This is a genomic window from Legionella sp. JM-2024 (genome assembly GCF_055389095.1).
The window spans coordinates 446,183-466,768 of record NZ_AP039388.1 but is presented as its reverse complement, the minus strand read 5'-3'; the positions used below and the strand labels follow the sequence as shown (position 1 = coordinate 466,768).

The following is a 20,586-nucleotide window of genomic DNA, read 5'->3' as shown; positions in this document are numbered from 1 at the left end:
TTATGAAATTATCAATTAAAAATGTTCCTCTAATTTTCGCATTGCTTCTTTTCTCGCCTGTTTTGCAAGCCGATAGTAATCCCAGAGTCATTCAATGGGCTCAACAAACACTAATGAATACTTTATCTGTAAGCTATACTACAAAACCTAGTGATTTTAACAATGTTCGCAAAAATTATTCGCTTAATGCCTGGAGTGGAATTACTGAATTTCTAGGTGGGAATATGAACGACATACGCGCAAAGCAATTAACTCTTCATCCAACTTTACAGTCTGACACTCAAATTCTCTCTGCAGGCCTCTATTCTGGCATGAGTTATTGGATCATTAGACAATCTGTAAACATAGAGGAACTCAATACACAGTTGACTTTTACCTTAACTATACTGGGAAGATCTGCAACATCAGGATCCCCATATATAGTTCAAAGTTTAAGTATATCGAAAAGTACATTATAATTAAAAATTAAATAGACATCATCCAAAGTACGACTTATATCCATAACCAAATGTAATTAACCTCATGTAATTCACTTCCAAATATATACTCTGACTCTAAATTCTGCTTCAATATAGAAGCAATAATAGGAGAGCATTATAATGCCTAAGTGTATACATTTAATTTTCGCTACCGCGTTAATTTTTATTGCAAGTGCACTTTATGCCAGCAATCTACAGAAAATAGAACAAGAACTTAGCGACTCGGTTATTACTGGAAAAATTACTGCAAAATTTACTGAAAGCAGGCACTTGAATCCATTAAAAATCTCAATTGATACAAAAAATGGGGTCGTTACATTAAGTGGCTATGCCCCTGACAAACAAGCGTTCATAGATGCCTTGCGAATTGTCAAGAATACGAAAGGAGTAAAGGCAGTTCATGCCCATAATCTACACATAAAAAAAGTCAACACCGCATTTACTGATGCTTTCATAACAGCAGAAGTGGAAGCAGCTGTTCTAAAAGCCAAAGTATTGGATGATGAGTCGATACCTTTGGTTGGAATCAATGCAACCACAACAAATGGTGAAGTGACTTTGTCAGGGCGTGTAAGAAATGCACAATCCGTTGCCGCTATTATTAAACGGGTTAATGAGATACCCGGAGTCAAAAAAATCGTTACCAATTTAGAAATTCAGGAAAGCTCATGAGTCCATTAACTCGATTTAAATTCTTCCTATGGTTTTTTGGCCACTTTAAAGTGGCACTGATTGGACATTTAAAGCCTAAATTAATCAAACTCAACGATAATGAGATTATTGTTCGTTTACCCTTAATAAGACGCAGCCGTAACCATCTAAATTCGATGTATTTTGGCGCCTTAGCCGTTGGAGCTGATATAGCAGGGGGCTTACATGGTTTTTACCATGCTGAACTTGCTAAATGCAAAATATCTCTTGCTTTTAAATCGTTTCAGGCGCAATTTCTACGCAGGCCGGAATCAGATGTTTATTTTATATGTACAGAAGGCAATACAGTTAAAAAAATGATAGAAGAGTCCAAAAATTCTGGTGAACGAATTAATAAGTCCGTTCATATTAAGGCTTATACAGATTATTTAACTCAAGCAGAAGAAATTGCAGATTTCACTCTTGAGCTCTCCGTAAAAGTAATAAAATAACAGAGTCAAAATCATATACTTTAAGCTTTCTTTTCTTTAAACATCGTTACCTTTGTTAGCGCAAAAAAAGTAATTATTATTGAACCTATTACATTATTTGACAAAGGGGGTGACGGTGTCTAATTTTAAATCATAATGGCGTTATTTTTCCGCAAGGATTTGTCTATGATTGATCTAGTAATCGAAACCCAACCTGATGATGAAACCTGCGGCCCAACCAGCTTACACGCCATTTATTTATATTACGGTTTGGAATTGCCATTAAATGAAATCATTCAAGGTGTAGATAAATCACTTTCAGGAGGAACCTTGGCACCCATGTTGGGAAAACATGCTTTACTTAATGGATTTCGAACCACAGTTTACATCTACAACCTGAATATATTCGACCTGACCTGGTTTCATAATGGTGAGGTAGATAATTCCTTTTTGATGAGCAAGCTTGAAATTCAGATGAAATACAAAAATGACCCCTATATCACAAAAGCTACTCTAGCCTATTTAGATTATCTAAGGCTAGGTGGCAGAATCCGTTCCAACTCCCTTAATGTGGACTTATTAAAAAAATATTTTAATAGAAAAATCCCCATTTTAACTGCATTAAGTGCCACCTACTTATATCGCAGTACAAGAGAATACTTTACTCCGGAAGGCAAATCAGTTTACGATGATATTCGTGGTGAGCCTTGTGGGCATTTTGTTGTATTATGTGGTTACGACGAAAAAAAACGTCTGATAATTGTTGCCGATCCACATGCAGAAAACCCATTGTCTCATAACAATTATTATAAAGTAAGCATCAATCGCTTAATTAACTCTATAATGCTGGGTGTACTAACTTATGATGCGAATCTACTCATAATTGAACCTAAAGAGTCATAAATGCAAACAGTTATTGTTACTGATGATCTGGATAGCTGGTCTTTTTTAAGTGAACTTGCTCCAATAGTACATGCATTGGAATATCTTAGTGGTGATGAGTATCACCAAAATAAATCATTCCGAGTGATTAACTTATGCCGCTCTTATAATTACCAAACCATTGGTTACTATGTGTCTCTATTAGCCCAAGCCCGAGACCACAAAGCATTGCCCTCTGTACATAGTATTCAAGACGTTTTAAATGTCAGTTTATCCAAATTGATTTCTCAAGATACTCATGAAGAAATTCAACACAGCTTACATGATATTAAAGGAAATGAGTTTGTTCTAAGTCTATATTTTGGTCAAAATTTGGCAAAAAGATATGGTACTTTGGCTAAACAGCTCCATGGCCTTTTTCCTTTACCTCTAATTCGTTTTTATTTGGAAAAGAAAAAACAATGGCGAATTAAAACGGTAACTCCTTTATCTTTATCTGATGTACCTGAACATCATTTGGAATTCATGCGCCAGTCCGCTGAAAATTATTTATCAAAAAAAAGGGTTCATCAATGGCGTAAAAAGCAACGATTTCATGATCTGGCAATTCTTGTTGATCCCTCTGAACCTAATGCTCCCTCCAATAAAAAAGCTCTGGAACTTTTTGTTTCATGTGGTGAGGAGTTAGGATTAAACGTTGATATCATTGATAAAAATGAAGCAAAAGCAATCGCAGAATACGATGCTTTATTCATTAGGGCGACCACTTCAGTTAATCACTATACCTACCGTTTGTCGAGACGTGCTTCACAGGAGAACCTGGTAGTTATTGACGACCCCCAATCCATTATTAAATGCTCTAATAAAGTATATCTTGCTGAACTCCTAAGCAGTCATCAAATCATGACGCCTGAAACAATATTTATCAGCAAATACGATAAAAGCTTACCTGAAATTGAATTTCCATGTGTTTTAAAAAAGCCGGACAGTGCTTTTTCTCATGGGGTAGTTAAAATAGATGATGAAAAATCTTTACAGAAATCTCTAAACCAGTTTTTTAAAAATTCCGATTTAGTGGTTGTTCAGCCTTTTATTCCCACCGAATTTGATTGGCGTATAGGTATCCTTGATAATAAAGCACTTTTTGCTTGTCGGTATTTTATGGCGAAAGGCCACTGGCAAATTTATGATTGGCATTGTCCAGAAGAAAAAAAGGAAGGAGACAGTGAAACCCTCCCTATTCATGAAGTACCAGAGCCTATTATTAAAATAGCTTTAAAGAGCACACGGTTGATTGGTGACGGCCTGTATGGTGTGGACATCAAGAGCCATGGTAATAAATACTACGTCATAGAAGTTAATGATAATCCTAATATTGATTATGGCCTTGAAGACAAAATACTGGGTCAAAACTTGTATCAACAAATTATGAACGTGTTTTTACAACGGATTCGCAGGAAACATGGTTATGTCTGATTTTCCAATTTTTTCTGTTTTAGGTATAGAAATAGAATACATGTTAGTGGACAAGGATAATTTGAACGTCCAGCCTAAAAGCGACCTTATCTTAAGTGCCTTGGCAGGTCATCAGGTAAATGAAATAGAATTAGGCGACATCGCAATAAGCAATGAATTAGTATTGCATGTGCTTGAATTAAAAAATAACGGTCCTAAACCACCGTATGCTCCCATTACGGAACATTTTCAGAAAACCATTTCGGATATTCAACCCCTTCTTACTCGATATAATTTATTGCTATTGCCTACAGGAGCACATCCCTGGATGGATCCCAACACCGAAACCATTCGCTGGCCTCATGGTAACCATGATATCTATAATCAATTTAATACAATTTTCAACTGCCAAGGGCATGGTTGGGCAAATCTGCAAAGCATGCATGTCAACTTACCTTATTCTAATGAAGAAGAATTTTGTCAATTGCATAATGTCATACGTTTGATTTTACCTTTATTGCCAGCAATAGCAGCCAGTACCCCATTTTTGGATGGGCAACCTACTGGATTATTAGATTCACGATTATATTTTTATAGCCGGAATCAGCAACGTATTCCATCCATAAGTGGCGAAATTATCCCTGAGTTTATTAGAACAGAAAGAGAGTACCAAGAACAAATTCTTAATCCAATGTATCAGGATATTAGCCCCTATGATCCCGAAGGAATATTACAATATCAATGGTTAAACTCTCGTGCTGCAATTCCGAAATTTGATATGAGAGCTATTGAAATACGTATTCTTGACAGTCAAGAATGTGTGGAAGCAGACATTGCTATAGCAAAAGCAATTAATGCTATTTTAAAATATTGGCAAACAACTTCAAATTTTTATCTTGATAATCCATGCGACACCAAAATTTTAAAGTATGTTTTCGATCAAACAATAAAAAGCGGATTAACATTTCAAATAGATAATAAACATCTATTACAACAATGGCAATTGCCTACTCAGGAAATGTCAGTGAATACCATATGGTCACTTCTTATTGAAAAAATTAGTCATGAACTCGATAGGAAACAGCAATTAGCTATAGAGTTCATTTTAAGTCAAGGAAATTTGAGCGAACGAATTCTCAAGGCAAGTGGTCTAAATGCCAATCGCGACTCCTTGAAACATGTTTATAAACAATTAAGTCATTGCCTGCTCTGCAATGAACAATTTGCACCATGAAATTATGAAAAATATAGCCCTTGTAATCAGTTGTGAACATGCCGTAAATTCAGTGCCCTCTGAATATCACACCTTGTTTGCGCCCCATAAAGAATTATTAAAATCTCATCGAGGAATTGATTTTGGGGCATTAGAAATTGCCCAATCAATTCATGAGGCAAATTCTTGTGGTTTTTTTCAGGCAACTTGCACAAGATTGTTAGTTGATTGCAATAGGAGTATCAATCATCCCAATTGCTTTACTGAAATCACCAAAAATTTGCCATCACATGAAAAGGAAAAAATACTAAATCAATTTTACTTCCCTTTTCGAAACCAAGTCATAAATCATATTAACCAACTTATGAGTCAAAACTTCCAGGTTTGGCATTTATCAGTACATAGTTTTACTCCCATGATGAATGACATTATCCGCTTTGCTGATATAGGTTTTTTATATGACCCACAGAGAGATTCAGAAAAAATCCTGGCTAAACAATGGCAAAAGGAAATTAAACTACTTTATCCAGAGTTTAAGGTACGAATGAATTATCCTTATAAAGGCACTAGTAATGGATTTACCACATCTCTACGCAAAGAGTATAGTCACAATGAATATATAGGGGTCGAATTAGAAGTTAACCAAAAACTCACCCTTGATGCTCACACCCTGGACGATCTCAAAAATATTTTATCCTTAAGCGTAAATATAATAATCAAAAAGTTTACAAAAAAAACTTTTTGTTAATTTTTTTAAAATAATTTTAATGTAAAATTTGCGCTTATTTGACGGGAATTCAAAATGCCTTTTCTCAATATCGATGCCATTAAAAAATTATTAGAAGAAAAGAGACAATTAGCACACACTCAGTCTTCAGAACCCCATGATTATGCCAGTGTCAAGCAGCGTGTGCTGCAATTGGAGTTAGAGAACGAGATAGCGTATTTATCTGAGCTTCTCAAAACCCCTGAGACATTCGAAGAAGCGTTTCACAAGAGATGTGCTCAAAGAGCACAGGGCACAGCCAATGGCATTGGCTTTGACCAAATACCGTCTACCGCAAGCAATCAACTCTATTGGGAAATAGCAGAACTTGTTTTTAAACCCCAAACTATGTCCGACATGCTGGCTATCATAGCTCCACATGTGAAGAAACAACTTCAAGTATCGCTTTCGCAAGACATTTCAGGCTCATTTAAACGAGCGAAACTGGAAGGCATAGAGCCGGTTTTGGATTCAAGGGAAAGCACATCGAAATTAAAAAAAGAACCTCTTCTATCGGATTTGTCCCATTATGTGATAAGCGGGGAGATGATTTTTGATGTTCGGAATATAGAAAATATCCCGTTACGCAGTCACGTCAAATTATATGAATACTTAAAGAAAGACTATCCCGAGCTTTGTGATGCCTTGTATGAACATAATCATGCGCTCAGAACCTTGAAAGACGATATCGCCCTTTTTAAAAATCAAGGGACAACGCCCAAAGAGGCCCTGGAACTGTTAATCAAAGGATTGACACTGGGTGGCGAGAGGATGACGGGCAGTGAATACGCAGGTCAAGCCGCTGTTGAAGCCATTGATAAGTTTCACTCCTTTATGGAAAGCTTGCCTTCCGAAACACAAAATCATTTAAGAAACGCTCAAGGCAGCCATGGCAGTTTAGGAAGCATCCTCGATAATGAACTAAAAAAAGGGACTTGTGTTGAGACAGCAGCCTCTCATTTACGCGCTGTCGTAGAAGCCAATCAAAACACAACGCTATTTAATCAACCGGCTCGTATGACGAAAGAAAGCCTGAAGCAATTAATAAAAAAATACAAACACATTAATCCTCTGCAAGACGATACAGGCAATCGCAAACTGCCTGAAGAACTCATTAAAAAAGCCATACAAGGCATTGCACCCAAAAACTCCTTTGAATTCATCAGTCTGATTATGAATTTCCCCCCTGGCTTATATGAGGAATTATTAAAAAACATCAAACTCACGGAACCCGATAATACGTTAGACGATATAGCCGAGTTAATCAAACACAAATGGCTGACTGCTGAACAAGTGAACGCACTGGCCTCTGCCATCATTAGTTATTACAAAGCACTCAACCCCAATGGCAATGTTCTGCATTGGGCAGTGCTTACAAACAATGCCTTGTATATAACCAAAGCACTGGAATCCATACCACAAGAGCAAAGATTGGATACGGTTAAGGTTCAAGATGAATTTGGTAATACGGTGTTGCATGCTGCGGCAAACAACCTGCAATCCCTTAAAGCCATTCTTGAACTGATTCCTGAACAAGATAGACTAGATGTAGTGAAGATTAAAGGTCAATATGGTGATACGGTGTTGCATGCTGCGGCAAACAAACCGCAATCGCTTAAAGCCATTCTTAAGCTGATTCCTGTACAAGATAGACTAGATGTAGTGAAGATTGAAGGTCAATATGGTGATACGGTGTTGCATGCTGCAGCAAACAAACCGCAATCCCTTAAAACCATTCTTGAACTTATTCCTGTACAAGACAGACTGGGGGTAGTTAAGGTTAAAAGTGATTATGGTAATGCGGTGTTGCATACTGCAGCAAACAACCCCAAATCTCTTAAAGCCATTCTTGAACTGATTCCTGTACAAGATAGATTGGATGCAATGAAGGTCAAAAATAATTTGGATAATACGGTATTGCATACTGCATCGGACAAGTCGAAATCCCTTAAAGCCATTCTTGAACTTATTCCTGTACAAGATAGATTGGACGCCGTTATGGTTAAAGATCAACACGGTGATACGGTGTTGCATGATGCAGCAGGCAACCCGGAATCCCTTAAAACCATTCTTGAGCTGACTCCTGAACAAGTTAGATTGGATGCCGTGAAGGTTCAAAATGGATGGGATAATACGGTATTGCATTATGCCGCAGGCTACCCGGAATCCCTTAAAGCCATTCTTGAACTTATTCCTGTACAAAATAGATTGGATATCGTTCAGGTTAAAAATTTTTTTGGTAAAACAGTGTTGGATAATGCAGCAGGCAACCCAGAATCGCTTAAAACCCTTCTTGTGCTTATTCCTGCGCTGAGCAGTGAACAAGGGTATACCAATACCTTTTTTAAGAAGAACTCACCGACAAGATCTTCAGAAACATTGATGGACCAAACCGGAGAAAACTCTCTATTCAGAGAGCGGCGTGCTTGACATGAATAATAATCCAAATTCACCTCCCCAAAACTCTGGATAAACTATTTTCCTTTAACTATATAGACCGCTAGGCGGCCTATATTATGAATGTTCGTCGTACTTTTGATTTAGACATCTCCATCCAGACAACTGATGTATTTCGCTGACATCCAGGCGCAACTGATTTTTAAAGTAATGTATGAAATAAAGGATATTTTAATGATTTCCTTACTAGCAGTGATAGCAAATAGTTGGATAGATATAGAGCTATTTGGAAATTGAAAAAAATGGTTAGAGACATTTTAAAATTTGCCAAATGGAATTCCTTCGCATGATACGTATTTGCTGCATCACACTAAATTTGCTAAAAAAGGATAACTCAAGAAATGCCAATATTAAAGGTAACCAAAAATTAAGGGAAGGGGACAGTTTTTTAAAAAATTGCTCAATTTGGTTAAAAATAAAAGTGAGCGAACCGTGGGTTTTTCGTAAGTCCTGATTGTATGTTAATATTGGCTTAAGCATTTTCCTTTATAATAGTCCAAATTATTTTTTTAAATATTATAATGATTTCAGAATACATAAAGCTTTTAGAATCATTTAAGCAAAACCAGTTTTCCAAACTAATTGAGAAAATCCATTCTAAAGTTATTGAAACGTTAAAGAGTGGCCATTTCAATCCTAAACTTGCGCCCTATTTAGAAAAAATCAATAAAGACGGGGTTCCATTTACTGATTTTGATCTGGACCCGGAAAATATTTCCCAAATCAAGAAACTTATCAATGCACTTTATCATGCTCGTCTAGCTTTCCTGGATTTAGAGAATATTGATATAGGTAAATTAGACCGAAAAACTTACTCTGATCTCAAATTACTTTATAACAATACGATTCATCAAGCCTATCAGGCCGGTTATTTAATTACTAACCTGGACGTTGATTTACAAGACATGTTCAAAGAAGAATTAGCTCTTCTTCTTCCGGTGATTGGCCAACTCCAGGCCTTTGCTCACGAACATTCAGAAAGTACCATGCAACTGGCAGAATCTCTAAAAGATTTTCCTATAAGTTATAAGCTAGGGGAAATTAGTGGAATTGCTGTAGAACAAATGCAACCAAACCCTGGGGATTGGGACTACAAATTCCTCACTCAATTTAGTGCTGTATTACCAGGTTATATTGAACAACTCACTCAATATATTCAGAAATATTCTTCACAAATTAAAGAGAAAGAGCCCACCCTTAATAATGAAAAGTTAGAAGAGCTACAAAACGCTGCGTTAAAGTTACTTAACGACTTGGAACACTTAAAGGGTAATGACTTTTTTATATCCCTTAAAGTTTTAAAATATATTCATATTATCCGAAATATTATCACATTAGCTACAAGCTCTATTGAGCAAATGGGACATTTCAGTGACTCGTCCCAAGATGTTATTCGCGATAATTTGGCTCAATTAAAATATGAGGTGCTACCCACTTTATTTGGCTTAGTGGATAAAATTGAAGACAATGCCATGCTTAAACCTGGCACACTTTCTATTCCATTAATGGAAAAAATCAAACCACTTTATGACCTTTTAATTTATTATGCATCCAAGCCGGTCAATTTCAAAGAGAAAGGGGAAGAGTTACTCAGTATTGAAGATCCTCGATTCCTTGCTTTAAGACTGGAAAGAACTTATAAACGCATTGATGATGCCAATAAAGCTCTTTTTAAAATTCAAAAAGCACAAGAAGCTTTAGATAATTTTTATGAAATATTAAATAATCCACTTTATAATAATCTTCCAATACACCAATTACCCCAGGAAATAAAAAAACAGCTAATTACACATTATAAAATAATAAGTCCTTATATGATGAATGTGGATGTCGATCTCAATATATTGTTAATCGACAGCCTGCAAGGATCAGAATCCTGGTCATCTTTTCTAAGCAAACCCTGGCGTTGGCTAAGAGGTCAGCTCCCACCTGATCATGCCAGTTTCGTGATAGCACAAAAAGAAGCTTTACAAACATTAATCACTAAAAAGAAAGTAACTCAACAATTTCATATCGATTTGAATCGAGATCTTATTGAATCAGTGCACAAACAAACAAATCTGGCTTTATTCCCATATAGTGAAAAAACAAATGTTTTCACCATAGATGAAGCATCTGCTTTAAATCATGCTAATGGAGTAACAAAAGAACTCCAATTCAAATTAGAAAACGGGCATAATCTCCTGACTAATCCTGAAAATTTAACCTCTGATCAAGCTCTCGATCTCTATCAATGGTATAGAAACAAACAAGAAAAATTCAGAGTTGCTAACAAAGCTTATAACGAATTTATCGAGATATTAAAAAAACAAACTCAAAAAATGGCTAAATCAAAAGGACAAGTTCTCCATTTAAATAGCCTTGATAAAGAGACAAAAGCCAAATGCCGAAATTTGTATAATATATTCCAACCTTATTTTATTAACGGAATTCCTCCTGAACTCAGAGCTTCAGCAATAAGTTTTGATAAGTTTCTTGTTCATTCCTTTTCTGACGATACATCAGTCTATAATGCTCCTGCAGTTGACCTGTTTGAAAAGATGGATGAACATTTTCAAATTTATTTTACGGAAATTGATTTACAATGGAATAAAAAGAGTAAGCAGTATTTAAAATGGGCTCAAGAAAAATTCACTAGCGAAAACAGCTCTACCAAACTTGAACATGACAAAATAACTGAAAGTAGAGCACATCATTTAATTAAACATACCAATTTCTCAAAATACATTTCTGAATTCAGAACAGAACTCAATCAAGTCATTTCATTGTTTAATAATGCAATGAGGACTGAATTACAACAGAAATCTACGGGAATTCCCTACCCTGAATTAGAAGATAAAAACAAGGAACTTACTCAGAGCAAACAAGTTGTCGCAATAAAGCGCATATTTAACAGTCTTTATCATGTTGAAAAAATTATGCTGCAATTAGAAAAATTAGATACTCGAAGCTTGGAAAGCATCTATGTCTATCATCTAATAAAAGCTTATGATCATATTAACGAAATTAAGAAATTAGCCTTAAAACTGTCTGAAGATCCTCATTTTAAACTCATAGGAAGTGAGTTATTAGAGAAAGCTCAAACTCTTATTGCAACAATACAAGAGCATAGTGATGCTTATCAAGTATCTCCCCTGGAGGTGCCTTATAATAAAGACATTCAATACAATGCCCTTTGGTATACACTCAATGCTTTTTACATTTCTCCCAAACATATTAGAAGTTTAAGAAATAAAAATTATCTTACTACTGAAGAGCTCAATGAATTACATTTAAAGGCCAAAAAGGGAACTGTTACTATAGAAAACATCATTAAAAGTTCAAATTCCTATTTCAGGCTATTCTTACAAACACCTGCTATGTACTCCCTCTATAGAGAAATGACTAATAAATTGAATGAGTTTATCAGTACTTCTCATGACGCAGTAATGAATAATCTGGATCAATTCCGATCTAAAATTTTTACTCCCATGTTGATGGAGGCTGATGAGTGGGAAGATAAATTAGGCCTGATGCCAGGAACTATCTCTGGGCCATTAAAAACAATAATTGATGAATATTACAAAGGTTTATTACATCCTCTGGAGCTACATTCAAAAACACATATTCAAATGATATGTGATAAAGCCCCAATAGAACAAAGAATAAAAATCACCAATAAAAAACTTGAAAGTGCAACTCAACATTTAGATAAATTAGAAAAAAATTATAAACACATCATTAAATTATATGAGCTTACTCAAAGCTTGAATAACTTTAAGGGCGGTTTTTTGCCTGCCTCACCTTCGGTCATAAAATTCACTGAAGAACAATTAATTCAAACCTATAAAAAGGCTTTATATAAATTAGTAAAACTACAAAAACGATTACCGCCGAATAGCGACCCAGATCCTAAAGATTATGAGTTAGATACTCTTTTAAATTCAGGTCTTAAAGAATATGAACCCAAATTAACTCTTCTCAAGAGTCTAATTACCTCAAGTTATCATCACTATCTGGGCTTAAAAGCGACCTACCAGATGAAGACGAATATTGCCACAGAAAAATTAAAATATCTCAATGAATTAAAATTAACTCAGGAAAAAGCAGATCTTCTCTATATCGAAGAATACACTACCGAATCATTTAACAAACAAATGAATGCCTTGTGTAACCGACATATAGGCTTACAATATACTGATAAGGAATATCGCACTAAACTCAGAGAATATTTACTGTCATTCAAAGACGATATTATTAAAAAATCCAAATTTAAAGATGATATTAATTTAACTATAAAAAAATTACTTAAAGAAAAAATCAAAAATTTTGAAAAAGATAATTTTGTTAAATATTACCACCTTGACGCCGTTAGAGTTGCTTTAGCTCAATTTAAAAACTATTTCAGTCTTTCAACCCTGGCTATTGAACGAAATAATTCCATATTTGAAAGTGAAGAAACCCTGGCAAAAAAGACGGAACTTATCAATAAGTTGGTTGATATTAGTGAAAATGAAACACTTGCTATAGATGAACGTGTAAAACAAATATCGGTTCAGGTGAAGAATCCTAATTTTGAAAGAATTATCCTGGATTATAAACGCGAAGATTATTTCAGCTGGAATTACTTAAAACAGTGTATCTTGTCCTTATTGGAAGTTCTTTACTTATATACACCGGACAGGAAAAAATTATTTAATAATTTGCAAAGCTCGGTCGACACCAAACCCAAAATTAATGAACTTACCAAACGTTTTGGATTATTTGCCGAAGCTGAGCCTGCAAAGATTACTCCTGCAAAATCAGTAGATAAAGATGAAACTGGAGACCTATCTCCAACTGTTTCACCTGCATAAAAATATTTTGCGTTGATATCCAATGTATCATAATTTCATTCAGACTCATGTCAGATACTAAATGCGGCTGTTGCTTCTAAACCTTCTGTAATAAAAGTCTCTACTTCGGCAAAATGCTTTAAATTATCAGGGTTTGCCAACAAAGTCTTATATCCCAACTCTTTGGCGGGACTTAAATACTCTTCAATATCATCGACCAATAAAATAGCTTCATGAGGTAAATAACTGTATTTCTCCTGATGTACTGTTTGAATAACTTGCGCCTTGGTTGCTACTTCCTTTCTAACAAGCATCCCTTCCTCTATAACCATTTTGCTAATAAAAAACAGAGAGTCTTTTTTAAATCCTCCAAGACCAGAATGGAATCCATCGACACCCGCAATAAAATCAGTCATTAAATCAATACAAGATTGAAGATCAGGGCGACCACTAACAAAATAGAGAGGTATATCACACTGAATCGCACGTTGTACTAAACTTCTGAATTTTTCTTTATCCAGATGCGTGGCACCAATTGAACCATCCGGCTGAATATCATACTCACCATTGGCTTTCATTGCAGGTAGAGCAACAGTCCCATCAAAATCAAGAAAAATAACTTTTTTGGGCAACCGACCTAAATCTTTCATTAGAAAAAATGATGAATACATTTTTCTTTCCTCCTGAATATCCGCATCCTAATTTATTCAAGAAAATCATTGGGATTGATGATATGGATTTTCCAGAGTATCCGATTATGCTATTTGAAACAATAGACACCATAGTTTATTGAGCACACAATATCGCTGAATTAACTTTCTACAGGTAATTTGTATAAGCTATTTTTCGGAAATAAAAAACAAGATGATTGTTTAATAGTCATTGATTTCCTATAATTCAACTCCCTGTATAATAACAAGAAGAAGGTATTTTCATATGAAAAAATGGATGGGACTGGCTGCAAGTAGTCTTTTAATGATGAATGCATACGCAAACGAATCATTTTGTGGATATAAAGATTTCTTTCATTTAAGTGATAAAACACACCCAGGTATTTATGTAGTAAGTGGCTATAATGATTCCGATGTCATATTGCAGATTGTCGGTCCCCGCAGTTTTGTAATCAGAGATGGTTTTGATTGTCGTGCCGGTTATGCTCATGTCACCGTGGCTTACGATACTGCTAATTGGTGTGTACTGGATATTAATGACGGTCCATTTATGAATCACCCTGTAGTTAGTGCTTCCTGTAATGGCATTCGCTATATAAATACCACTTATGATGGGTTTGGAAGTTACTCCTATTCTATTAATCTTGAATAGAAATTAGCTAATTCAAGCTCTATATTCGACATAAGAAGAAATCTGCTTTCTTATGTCGAACATTCCGTAATGAGATTCAAAAGTTATTATCCAGTCTTAATAATTATTTTGTATGATGCTTTTTAATAAATCATTTCAAAATATAAGTAGCTTTACCCCTTTTCAAATTGACTTACTTTTTCAGTTCTCACATTAATTCAGTATATAACGAGTTGCTTGCTCAGCAATCATCATTGCAGGAGCATTAGTATTACCCGAGACAACTTGTGGCATAATAGAAGCGTCTGCAATAACCAAGCCTTCTATCCCATGAACATGAAGTTGTGGATTCACTACTGACATTTCATCATTGCCCATACGACAACTCCCTACAGGATGATAAACTGTATCGGTACGTTGTCTGATTAAATGAATAAGCTCTTCGTCTGATCGTGCTTGATATAGAGGTTTCGCTTTATAAGGAAAGAAAAGGCTATGCTCCATAATTTCCATACTCATTTTATAAGCTCGCTTCATAATTTCGATGTCGTCTTCATGGGATAAAAAATTAGGATCTATTGCCGGCGCATGCAGTGGATTTGCAGATTTCAATTGGATTCGACCACGACTTTTAGGACGTAATACACAAAAATGAAGCGACATACCTCTAGAAAAATGCCAAGTATGGCAATGATTATCCACTATCCCTGGAACAAAATGTAACTGAATGTCCGGCCTGGCATTGTTATGATTAGAAGATAAAAAGCCTCCTGCCTCTGCAAAATTGGATGTCATCAATCCTATAGCATCTTTTTTATACAAGCGGAATGCTTTGAACATATCCCATAGGCCAGTGGGATTTAAACCTAGAAGTTCTGGGTGCTTTGATTTATAGATATGTACATAATCAGGATGATCGTGAAAATTTTCTCCGACCCCGGGTAATTCATGAACACAATGTATCCCATGTTTTGATAACTCATCTCGTGGACCAATTCCAGACAATAAAAGCAAATGTGGGGAATTGATTGCGCCCGCACTTAAGATAACCTTTTTATTTGCTCTGAACTCGATTACTTTCCCTTTATGCTTGACTTGAACCCCTTGGCAACACTTACCATCAATCAACAACTTCAACACATGACTTTTTGTTAATACTTTTAGATTTGATCTAGGCAAAACAGGATCTAAAAAAGCATCCGCTGCTGAATGTCTTTTGCCTTCTTTTTGCGTGACCTGATAGAAACCAACTCCAAATTGATCAGCCCCGTTAAAATCAAGATTTTCCTTGTAACCACAGGCTACTCCAGCCTTTACAAATATTTTCGATGCGGGGTTTGGACTTATTAAATTATTAACTGATAATTCGCCCTCTTGACCGTGATAAGTGTCATGGATAGTACAATTTTGTTCAATTTTTTTAAAGATTGGTAAGACGGAATCATATGCCCAATCTTTTGAAGTAGTCTGAGCCCATTCGTCATAATCCTCTCGCTGCCCACGAATATAGATCATAGCATTGATTGCACTAGAACCACCAAGAGCTTTTCCTCTTGGTTGATATCCTCGTCGATTATTAAGCCCGGGCTGTGGTTCAGTATAATAATGCCAGTTCTTTAACCAAAATGGCATAGTTAGTACCGTAAAAAATGGGATTTGAATCAGGGGCGATTTGTTGCTACCTCCAGCTTCCAACAATAATACTTTATTTGCTGGATCCTCACTTAATCTTGACGCTAAAACACATCCTGAGCTACCACCCCCGACAATAATATAATCAAATTCCATATTAAATCCTTAAAATAATAGGGCATTATTCATCGCTTCATAAAAACATTCTGTAAATATTGAAGCGATGAAAAACTATATCGGGATACTTAAAATATCCATCGAACATCCAGCGAAGTGGCAAGCTAAACTAATTCAAATACTTAGCCTAGAGACATTGAGGGCAAATACCATAAATATTTAGAGCATGATCTGTCATTTTAAAATGAGCACGTTCAGCAATTGTTTTTTGCCTTTGCTCTATTACTTCATCTACAAACTCCTCTACACGCCCACATTTAACACAAACCAGATGATCATGATGCTCACCCTGAGACAACTCAAATACAGAGTGCCCCCCCTCAAAATTATGACGAGCCACTAATCCGGCTGCCTCAAATTGGGTAAGTACTCTATAAACAGTAGCTAGACCAACATCCTCTCCTGATTCCAATAAAGCCTTATAGACTGCTTCTGCACTTAAATGATGATTGCGTGATTGTTCCAATATTTGCAATACTTTAATACGGGGCAATGTGATTTTTAATCCCGCATCCTTTAACTGCTGACTTTCTTCCACTTGCGCTCCTTAACAGTAATGAATTCCGAACCTTAATCATTTTTTCGTCAAAATCACTCTGTTTAACAAAAACATGGGGCCGTTCCTGCTCTTAACGCCCATATATGACTTTTGAATGTTTTTAAAAACCAGCTTTACCAAACAATAACAAATGTCAAATTCCACATTAGGACAGGTGCCTTTCAATAAATGACATGTTATTATGGCGAAATTTTTCATAGTAGGCAAAAAAATGCGAATAATAACTTTTTTTATTTGTTTCATTTTAACATTAACCTTAACACAATGCGCATCATATGATTTCTCGAGACGCATTATTCAACAAGGTAATTTATTGCCTCAATCAAAAATTGCCCGATTAAAAATAGGAATGAGTAAAAATGACGTTGCAATTTTAATGGGCACCAGTTTGATGAGTCCGACGTTTAACGATAACCGATGGGATTATGCATACACCAGGCGTCGAGGAAAAGGAAGTATAGAAATCCGTACTGTTGTTTTATACTTTGCTAAAGGTTCTCTAATACGGATAGAGCATAGACCATAATCTCTAAACCTTTCGCATAAGCTATAATTTTTGTTTTACAGCAAAACGCGAAGTGTTTCGATGAGTCAAAATTTATTAATCATAGAAACACTTACAATGATGTTATAAAGGCAAAAATGCAGATTACATAAATGGCTTATCATTATAAATAAGTGAGGTTTGTCTCTTTAAAAAAACCTAATCCCTTCTATTTTTTTAATTGCGCCAAGTGGCGGCGTTTCTCTTTAGGATCTCGTACCAAAGGCCTATAAATCTCAATCCTATCCCCGTCTTTGAGCACTAAGTCCATAGAAACTTGTTTCCCATAAATTCCTACAGGTAATCCTTTTGTTTCAGGATGGGTAGAATAGATATTTGATTCAGTTAATGCCTTTTCAACTGTAGTACCCTGTTTTAAATCCATTTGGCAATGTAAGAAACTATTTCTTCCATTGGCAATATACACTAATTCAACTTTTACCATAAATGACCTCGGCTCTTTCGCAAAATGCATCAACCATTTTATCTGTTATCTGATCAAATATAGGTCCAAGGAGCATGGAAAATATTCTTCCAGCAAACTCAAACTCCAAATCAAATGAAATTTGGCAGCCTTTATCCATCTCATCAAAACGCCAAAACCCCTCCAGATGACTAAAAGGTCCATCAACTAAACGAATTTCAATCATCTTATTAGCTTGTAGTCGATTACGAGTAGTGAATGACTTACTCATTCCAGCAGCGCCAATGACTAGAGTAGCTTGCACCTCATCATTATCACGGTGAAGTATCTTGCTTTCTGTACAATAAGGTAAAAATTCAGAATAATGTTCGACATCATTAACCAATCCATACATTTGCTCACAAGAATAAGGCACTGTTCGTGATCTTTTTACTACTGTCATTGTAAAACTCCTTGAACCTGCTTATTAAGCCAAAGGCTGAGGTCTTTAATTTCTTCAAAACATATGGAATGTTCCATGGGGTACTGATGAAAAGAGACGTCCATATACCCTTTATCTAGCAACCAATCCTTACTATGTTGAGTCCATTTTGGTAGTACTAAAGGATCAAATTGTCCTCCCCCCATAAAGATTGGGGTATTTTTATCCAGTTGTGGCTTACTGTGTTTCGCTAAGGGTAAATAAGCTGATAATGCAATAATCCCTCCCAATCGACCAGCCATATGAAGGGCCGTATGCAAAGCCATAGCCCCACCTTGAGAAAAACCAGCTAAAAAAATCTGATGACGTTTAAAACCATAATTAAATTGAGCATCTATTACTTTACGAATTAATGACTCTGATTCCTCTATCCCGTCTTTATCCTCTTTGTTTACTAATTCCAATCCATAAATATCATACCACGCCGGCATAACCATGCCTCCATTTAAGGTAACTGGTCGTGCAGGCGCATCAAGAAACACATGCCTTAAAGCCACATCCTGGATAGTGAGCTGATCAGCTAAACCCATCATGTCTGATGCATCAGCTCCCAATCCATGCATCCAAATGACGCATGCTTGTGCTTTCTCCAAGGGTTCTTTCATATAAACGCTCAAAACAAATTCTCCAAACAAAAATAGAAATTATCGCCAATGCAAGAGAGCAGTGCAAGTTTAGCATTTAAAAATATAATGAACAAATATTTAACATGATGTTCTTGTATGTGTCACATAATGTTCTTGTTAAAATCGCGTCCAAATAAAGGATTAAATTAAGCTGGTAGAGAAGAGCAATCACCTTCTCTTCCCCATTTAGAAACACATCTTGCCATATTTAGAGAAGTATAGGACGCTACGCCTTCCTTTAGAAGGCTTTCCATGATAATCCATTTTAAATTGACTATTAGAATACCAAGTGTAAAATGTTTTGGCCAAATAAATTCGATAGGTAATATCATGCCCAATATTAAAATAAGTGGGATAGGAAAATATTTACCTCGAAAATTAGTTTCATCTATAGAATTAGATAAAAATCTTAATTTACCCTAGGTTCTGTTGTTGGAATGATCCTGGAGTACTAACAATACATTGAAAACAGCACCGCATCCAATCCAGATTTTATCCTGAAATGGACTGTTTATAAGAGGAGAAATCAATGAACGTACTAGTGACTGGGGGCCGAGCTCCAGCAAGCATGGATGTCATGCGCAGCCTGATTCATCAAGGGTATACCGTTTATAGTGCTGACAGTATGAATTTTCCTCTCGGACGCTTTGTAAAAGGATTACAAAAACATTTCACTCTTCCTAAACCCAATACGCAACTTCAACAGTTCATTCAAGCACTTAAAACAATAATCATTGAATATCAAATTGATCTACTAATTCCCACCTGTGAAGAAATTTTCTTTATCAGTCAGGGATATGAAGAGTTGTCACAACATGCTCGCCTATTCTGCGAACCATTTTTACGACTTAATGCGTTACATAACAAATTTATTTTTAATCAACTTGCTCTAGATTATGGATTAGATGCCCCACAAAGTTGGCTTTTAACAACTGATGAAGACAAAGCCAGAGTCCCATTAAACCAAGACATCCTATTGAAGCCTGTTTATTCTCGTTTTGGCTCTCATTTAATAATTAAACCATCACCTCAAGCCATTACCGAGCTAAAGCTCACTGTTCCTTATGTGGCCCAACTCTTCATTACTGGTAAAGAATACTGCAGTTATGTCATAGCGGAAAAAGGCAAGATCCTGGTTCAAACAACCTATCATCCTAAATATACTTCTGGTCCGGCGGCAGGGATTTATTTTGAATCCGCAAATATAGAAGCAATCACTCATTTTGTTACAATTTTTTGCAAAAAATATTGCTTTAGTGGCCAAATTGCCTTTGACTTTATAGTGAGAGAAGGAAAGGCTTTTGCTTTAGAATGCAATCCAAGAATTACCAGCGGATTTCATCTGATTTCGGAGCAAATAAACTGGTCTACGCTCTTGCAAGGTCAAGAACAAAACTGTCTAATGCCCAAACACCCCTATATGCTCGGTCTGGCAATGAAACTTCAAGGACTCCATTATTTTTTAAAAAACCCCAAAGGATTTATTAATGATTATAAAATGGCTCATGACGTATTAAAAAGCAAAGATTATCCATGGCTAGGTCTAAAAAGTTTCATAACCATTACCAATATTTTTTGCCGCATGATTAAGGAAAAAAAGAATTTCCATTGTGCTTCGACGGATGATATTGAATTTAACGGTGAGCAATAAATA

At 35.8% G+C, this 20,586-nt stretch carries 18 protein-coding genes; 12 read left to right on the top strand and 6 right to left on the bottom strand.

Features of this window, described 5'->3' with window-relative positions; all coding sequences use genetic code 11:
- Nucleotides 1-2: 2 nt before the first annotated feature.
- The 9 genes from ACZ5EK_RS02035 (at nt 3) to ACZ5EK_RS01995 (ending at nt 13,208) form a co-directional block, all read left to right on the top strand.
- Nucleotides 3-458 carry a hypothetical protein gene (locus ACZ5EK_RS02035; RefSeq protein WP_464431149.1) on the top strand — a complete coding sequence of 152 codons (456 nt, stop codon included), beginning with the start codon at nt 3-5 and terminating at the stop codon, nt 456-458.
- Nucleotides 459-599: 141 nt separating this feature from the next.
- Entirely contained in the window at nt 600-1,151 is a 552-nt protein-coding gene (locus ACZ5EK_RS02030) for a BON domain-containing protein (protein WP_464431147.1), read from the top strand.
- The gene (locus ACZ5EK_RS02025; protein WP_464431145.1) at nt 1,148-1,621 is read left to right on the top strand and encodes a PaaI family thioesterase; all 474 of its coding nucleotides are present in this window, start codon (nt 1,148-1,150) and stop codon (nt 1,619-1,621) included. Before ACZ5EK_RS02030 ends, ACZ5EK_RS02025 begins: the two co-directional genes overlap by 4 nt.
- 165 nt (nt 1,622-1,786) lie before the next feature.
- On the top strand, nt 1,787-2,503 hold the full coding sequence (locus tag ACZ5EK_RS02020; protein WP_464426269.1) for a C39 family peptidase: 717 nt from the start codon (nt 1,787-1,789) through the stop codon (nt 2,501-2,503).
- Nucleotides 2,504-3,958 carry a RimK family protein gene (locus ACZ5EK_RS02015; RefSeq protein ID WP_464431143.1) on the top strand — a complete coding sequence of 485 codons (1,455 nt, stop codon included), beginning with the start codon at nt 2,504-2,506 and terminating at the stop codon, nt 3,956-3,958. It begins immediately after the preceding gene.
- Complete coding sequence (locus tag ACZ5EK_RS02010; RefSeq protein ID WP_464431141.1) at nt 3,951-5,171, top strand: glutamate-cysteine ligase family protein; 1,221 nt, start codon at nt 3,951-3,953, stop codon at nt 5,169-5,171. The genes ACZ5EK_RS02015 and ACZ5EK_RS02010 overlap by 8 nt, the downstream gene beginning before the upstream one ends.
- 4 nt (nt 5,172-5,175) lie before the next feature.
- Nucleotides 5,176-5,898, top strand: coding sequence for an N-formylglutamate amidohydrolase (locus ACZ5EK_RS02005; RefSeq protein WP_464431139.1), 723 nt, complete (start codon nt 5,176-5,178; stop codon nt 5,896-5,898).
- A 54-nt stretch (nt 5,899-5,952) separates the two neighbouring features.
- Nucleotides 5,953-8,346, top strand: a complete 2,394-nt coding sequence (locus ACZ5EK_RS02000) for a hypothetical protein (RefSeq protein ID WP_464431138.1) — start codon at nt 5,953-5,955, stop codon at nt 8,344-8,346.
- Between the two features lie 548 nt (nt 8,347-8,894).
- Nucleotides 8,895-13,208: a protein SdhA gene (locus tag ACZ5EK_RS01995; protein WP_464431137.1), complete on the top strand. Its 4,314-nt coding sequence runs from the start codon at nt 8,895-8,897 to the stop codon at nt 13,206-13,208.
- Nucleotides 13,209-13,258: 50 nt separating this feature from the next.
- Here ACZ5EK_RS01995 and ACZ5EK_RS01990 read toward each other — a convergent pair whose 3' ends face one another.
- A complete protein-coding gene (locus ACZ5EK_RS01990) occupies nt 13,259-13,858 on the bottom strand; it encodes a lpg0375 family Dot/Icm T4SS effector (RefSeq protein WP_464431135.1) in 600 nt (199 codons plus the stop codon).
- A 265-nt stretch (nt 13,859-14,123) separates the two neighbouring features.
- Between ACZ5EK_RS01990 and ACZ5EK_RS01985 the strand changes: the two genes are divergently transcribed.
- On the top strand, nt 14,124-14,510 hold the full coding sequence (locus ACZ5EK_RS01985) for a hypothetical protein (protein ID WP_464431133.1): 387 nt from the start codon (nt 14,124-14,126) through the stop codon (nt 14,508-14,510).
- A gap of 192 nt (nt 14,511-14,702) precedes the next feature.
- On the opposite strand, the gene ACZ5EK_RS01980 is transcribed toward ACZ5EK_RS01985, so the two are convergent.
- Entirely contained in the window at nt 14,703-16,277 is a 1,575-nt protein-coding gene (locus ACZ5EK_RS01980) for a GMC family oxidoreductase (protein ID WP_464431131.1), read from the bottom strand.
- Between the two features lie 148 nt (nt 16,278-16,425).
- Nucleotides 16,426-16,836: a ferric iron uptake transcriptional regulator gene (fur, locus tag ACZ5EK_RS01975; protein WP_464426260.1), complete on the bottom strand. Its 411-nt coding sequence runs from the start codon at nt 16,834-16,836 to the stop codon at nt 16,426-16,428.
- 202 nt (nt 16,837-17,038) lie between these two features.
- Between fur and ACZ5EK_RS01970 the strand changes: the two genes are divergently transcribed.
- The gene (locus tag ACZ5EK_RS01970; protein ID WP_464431130.1) at nt 17,039-17,383 is read left to right on the top strand and encodes an outer membrane protein assembly factor BamE; all 345 of its coding nucleotides are present in this window, start codon (nt 17,039-17,041) and stop codon (nt 17,381-17,383) included.
- Nucleotides 17,384-17,570: 187 nt separating this feature from the next.
- On the opposite strand, the gene ACZ5EK_RS01965 is transcribed toward ACZ5EK_RS01970, so the two are convergent.
- From ACZ5EK_RS01965 to ACZ5EK_RS01955, 3 genes are read right to left on the bottom strand one after another with little or no spacing between them, the layout of a single operon-like run.
- Complete coding sequence (locus ACZ5EK_RS01965) at nt 17,571-17,846, bottom strand: RnfH family protein (protein WP_464431128.1); 276 nt, start codon at nt 17,844-17,846, stop codon at nt 17,571-17,573.
- On the bottom strand, nt 17,833-18,267 hold the full coding sequence (locus ACZ5EK_RS01960; RefSeq protein ID WP_464431126.1) for a type II toxin-antitoxin system RatA family toxin: 435 nt from the start codon (nt 18,265-18,267) through the stop codon (nt 17,833-17,835). Before ACZ5EK_RS01960 ends, ACZ5EK_RS01965 begins: the two co-directional genes overlap by 14 nt.
- On the bottom strand, nt 18,264-18,911 hold the full coding sequence (locus ACZ5EK_RS01955) for an alpha/beta hydrolase (protein WP_464431125.1): 648 nt from the start codon (nt 18,909-18,911) through the stop codon (nt 18,264-18,266). The genes ACZ5EK_RS01960 and ACZ5EK_RS01955 overlap by 4 nt, the downstream gene beginning before the upstream one ends.
- A 550-nt stretch (nt 18,912-19,461) precedes the next feature.
- Here ACZ5EK_RS01955 and ACZ5EK_RS01950 point away from each other — a divergent pair.
- Nucleotides 19,462-20,583, top strand: coding sequence for an ATP-grasp domain-containing protein (locus tag ACZ5EK_RS01950; protein ID WP_464431123.1), 1,122 nt, complete (start codon nt 19,462-19,464; stop codon nt 20,581-20,583).
- The last annotated feature ends 3 nt before the right edge of the window (nt 20,584-20,586 follow it).

Bases quoted from the DNA above. Each gene is read 5' to 3' on its own strand.
- ACZ5EK_RS01980 (WP_464431131.1), bottom strand. From the start codon at position 16,277: ATGGAATTTGATTATATTATTGTCGGGGGTGGTAGCTCAGGATGTGTT.
- ACZ5EK_RS02010 (WP_464431141.1), top strand. From the start codon at position 3,951: ATGTCTGATTTTCCAATTTTTTCTGTTTTAGGTATAGAAATAGAATAC.
- ACZ5EK_RS02015 (WP_464431143.1), top strand. From the start codon at position 2,504: ATGCAAACAGTTATTGTTACTGATGATCTGGATAGCTGGTCTTTTTTA.
- ACZ5EK_RS01955 (WP_464431125.1), bottom strand. From the start codon at position 18,911: ATGAAAGAACCCTTGGAGAAAGCACAAGCATGCGTCATTTGGATGCAT.
- ACZ5EK_RS02020 (WP_464426269.1), top strand. From the start codon at position 1,787: ATGATTGATCTAGTAATCGAAACCCAACCTGATGATGAAACCTGCGGC.
- ACZ5EK_RS01960 (WP_464431126.1), bottom strand. From the start codon at position 18,267: ATGACAGTAGTAAAAAGATCACGAACAGTGCCTTATTCTTGTGAGCAA.
- ACZ5EK_RS02035 (WP_464431149.1), top strand. From the start codon at position 3: ATGAAATTATCAATTAAAAATGTTCCTCTAATTTTCGCATTGCTTCTT.
- ACZ5EK_RS01965 (WP_464431128.1), bottom strand. From the start codon at position 17,846: ATGGTAAAAGTTGAATTAGTGTATATTGCCAATGGAAGAAATAGTTTC.
- ACZ5EK_RS01990 (WP_464431135.1), bottom strand. From the start codon at position 13,858: ATGTATTCATCATTTTTTCTAATGAAAGATTTAGGTCGGTTGCCCAAA.
- ACZ5EK_RS02005 (WP_464431139.1), top strand. From the start codon at position 5,176: ATGAAAAATATAGCCCTTGTAATCAGTTGTGAACATGCCGTAAATTCA.
- ACZ5EK_RS01995 (WP_464431137.1), top strand. From the start codon at position 8,895: ATGATTTCAGAATACATAAAGCTTTTAGAATCATTTAAGCAAAACCAG.
- ACZ5EK_RS02030 (WP_464431147.1), top strand. From the start codon at position 600: ATGCCTAAGTGTATACATTTAATTTTCGCTACCGCGTTAATTTTTATT.
- ACZ5EK_RS02000 (WP_464431138.1), top strand. From the start codon at position 5,953: ATGCCTTTTCTCAATATCGATGCCATTAAAAAATTATTAGAAGAAAAG.
- ACZ5EK_RS01950 (WP_464431123.1), top strand. From the start codon at position 19,462: ATGAACGTACTAGTGACTGGGGGCCGAGCTCCAGCAAGCATGGATGTC.
- ACZ5EK_RS01970 (WP_464431130.1), top strand. From the start codon at position 17,039: ATGGCGAAATTTTTCATAGTAGGCAAAAAAATGCGAATAATAACTTTT.
- ACZ5EK_RS02025 (WP_464431145.1), top strand. From the start codon at position 1,148: ATGAGTCCATTAACTCGATTTAAATTCTTCCTATGGTTTTTTGGCCAC.
- ACZ5EK_RS01985 (WP_464431133.1), top strand. From the start codon at position 14,124: ATGAAAAAATGGATGGGACTGGCTGCAAGTAGTCTTTTAATGATGAAT.